This is a genomic window from Bacillus sp. JJ1609 (genome assembly GCF_036967045.1).
Classification (GTDB): domain Bacteria; phylum Bacillota; class Bacilli; order Bacillales; family Cytobacillaceae; genus Mesobacillus.
In genome coordinates, this window is sequence record NZ_JBALSS010000021.1 from 91,407 (window position 1) to 94,005 (window position 2,599).

At 39.7% G+C, this 2,599-nt stretch carries 3 protein-coding genes; all 3 read right to left on the reverse strand.

Going from position 1 to position 2,599, the window contains the following annotated elements:
• Window positions 1-88: 88 nt before the first annotated feature.
• The 3 genes from V7654_RS16355 to V7654_RS16365 all read right to left on the reverse strand — a co-directional run bounded on the left by V7654_RS16355 (window position 89) and on the right by V7654_RS16365 (window position 2,202).
• The gene (locus V7654_RS16355) at window positions 89-1,276 is read right to left on the reverse strand and encodes a pyridoxal phosphate-dependent aminotransferase (RefSeq protein WP_335431699.1); all 1,188 of its coding nucleotides are present in this window, start codon (window positions 1,274-1,276) and stop codon (window positions 89-91) included.
• A gap of 178 nt (window positions 1,277-1,454) precedes the next feature.
• Window positions 1,455-1,940, reverse strand: a complete 486-nt coding sequence (locus V7654_RS16360; protein WP_335431700.1) for a cell wall elongation regulator TseB-like domain-containing protein — start codon at window positions 1,938-1,940, stop codon at window positions 1,455-1,457.
• Between the two features lie 91 nt (window positions 1,941-2,031).
• Window positions 2,032-2,202, reverse strand: a complete 171-nt coding sequence (locus tag V7654_RS16365) for a YpmA family protein (protein WP_335375666.1) — start codon at window positions 2,200-2,202, stop codon at window positions 2,032-2,034.
• Between the last annotated feature and the right edge of the window lie 397 nt (window positions 2,203-2,599).

Genomic DNA, 2,599 nt, shown 5'->3' on the forward strand with positions numbered 1-2,599 from the left:
CTGGAGCTGGACAATTCTCAAAGAGAATATTATACTTTCTTATTTTTTTTGAATACGGAGAATCGTTTAAGATTCTCCGTCTATTTGATTATGATCGTCCATTTACAAATTGATGAATCCTGCTAATGGCTTCCTCTAATTGATCTAGGGAAGTGGCATAGGAGAGACGCAGATTATCTGGTGCACCAAACCCGGAGCCAGGTACGACGGCAACATTTGCTTCTGTCAGTAATACTTCAGCAAACTCATCAACATCCTTGCAGCCGCTTAGGCGTGCTGCTTCTTTTGCATTAGGGAATAAATAAAATGCTCCCTGGGGCTTGACGCATGAGAACCCTGGAATATTGTTTAATTTAACATGAATGATTTCAAGTCTCTCTTCAAAAGCTGTTCTCATCATTTCTACAGCTTCCTGTGAACCAGAGTAAGCTGCTATCGATGCATACTGTGCAGGAGTTGTAGGATTTGATGTACTATGGCTTGCGAGGTCTGTCATAGCATTGATGATCTTGCTGTTCCCAGCTGCATAGCCAATTCTCCATCCTGTCATAGAATGGGATTTTGATACACCATTAATGATGATAGTTTGCTGCTTTAATTCTTCAGAAATCTCAGCAATAGAAACATGCTGGGTATTTCCATAGATTAATTTTTCATAAATTTCATCTGAAATAATTAAAATTCCATTTTCAAGGCAAACATCGCCAAGAGCTTTCAGTTCTTCCCTAGAGTATACCATTCCAGTTGGATTGCTTGGGGAATTGATGATTACAGCTCTAGTCCTACTGGAGATTTTCTCTTTAAGCTGTTCAGGCGTGATTTTAAAATAATTTTGTTCAAGCCCTTCGACATATACCGGGTTTCCTCCGGCAAGCTTGACTTGCTCTGGATAGCTTACCCAATATGGAATAGGAATGATTACTTCATCACCTTCGTTCAGCAGCACCTGGAATAATGTATATAGGCCATGTTTTGCGCCGTTAGTGACAATAATCTCATTGGGCTTATACTCTATCCCCTGGTCACGCTTAAGCTTTGATGCAATTTCCTTTTTCAATTCAGGAAGCCCGCCTGAAGGAGTATACTTTGTAAAACCTTCATTCATAGACTTCACTGCAGCATCGATAATGTGCTGTGGTGTATTAAAATCGGGTTCTCCTGCTCCGAGTCCAATCACATCTTTTCCCTGAGCTTTTAATTCTTTTGCTTTTGCGGTGATTGCCAATGTAGAAGAAGGAGTGAGTGCTCCCACTCTGCTGGCTAACTGGAATTCCATCCCTTTACCTCCCAAATATTTTTAAGAATTGCAGTTTTTCTGCATTCATTTTTACATTTTCTAATTTTAACGAAACACCCATTTTACTTATCTTCCGCTAAATGTGATCTCTTGGATTCAAACTGGCATTCAGAGTAATCGGAATGAACAGCAGCTGCAAAACTTGCAATAAAGGTTGTTATAGATTATCAATAGCCCTTAATTTTTCTCCAGTATCGAAGTCTACATAATAATAATTGATTGTATCGTTGTTATTTCGGTAGTATATCTCCCATGCTGGCCTGTCCGTCTTTTGAATCCTGGCCATGCCGAGCCTGACTTCTACAATTTCTTTGGGATTCTTTTCTTCATATAGTTTATTTAAAGCTTTTCTTTTCGTGATTCCATTTTTTGCATTTCTGGTCAGGACTTCACGATTTTTTTCATTGATCCAGACATAAACATCCTCCTGCTTGGAGTTTTTGCCTGTCATTACATAGTAGGTTTCTTCGCCGCTATAAAGGCTGAACTGACTGAAATCCTTCAGGTTTGTCTCCTCCGAGGCAATTTGTACAGCCTTTTCTTCCGCAGCATTTACCGGTTCGGTGGCATTTAAATATACATTAATCAGAATTCCCGCAATGACGACAATCGTGAGAATACTAAATAAAATCCATTTTTTCACAAATAACCCCTTCTTTTATGCAAGCTCTTTTGATAAGGATTGAGCACAAATTATCATATAAGTGCCTGGAATCTTTCTGTGCTCCAACCCTTTATGTACGATAAATTGTAAATACTGCTTTTTCTTTGTCTTCCTGGTCCAGTGCAAGCCCAAACATAAGATCATCATGCTTTAAGGTTCTGTTCAGGGCATCCACAATTTTATATAAATCAGGACTTTGCTGGATTTTTACAGTCGTTAATACTTCGATTTTGCTTTCCATCCTGGAATTCCTCCTTTTGAAACAACAATTTTTGTCATTAATATATTTTTGTATAGTAGGCAACACTAGAATCAACAATTCTCATTATAATTCTCATTATATCAGGAGTATAGCATCACTGGTAAGAGTATAACTACCCCTACAAATACATTTCTAGTCCACACACATGAATGACTGCGCATGCGCAGTCAGACTGTAGACAAACTCGGAAAACAAGGTTGACTGCAACCCTTTTTAATTTTGTTTATCAATAAAACTAGTCTGTTGATTTCCGTTCCAGGCGCTTCGCTTTCCGCGGGGCTGGCGCTGAGCCTCCTCGTCGCTTCGCTCCTGCGGGGTCTCACCTGTCCAGCTGAGCCCGCAGGACATTGAATAGCTCCCTCGAATCTGCCCACGC

Excerpts from the sequence above, each read along its gene's own strand:
- V7654_RS16355 (WP_335431699.1), bottom strand. The coding sequence starts at position 1,276 with ATGGAATTCCAGTTAGCCAGCAGAGTGGGAGCACTCACTCCTTCTTCT.
- V7654_RS16365 (WP_335375666.1), bottom strand. The coding sequence starts at position 2,202 with ATGGAAAGCAAAATCGAAGTATTAACGACTGTAAAAATCCAGCAAAGT.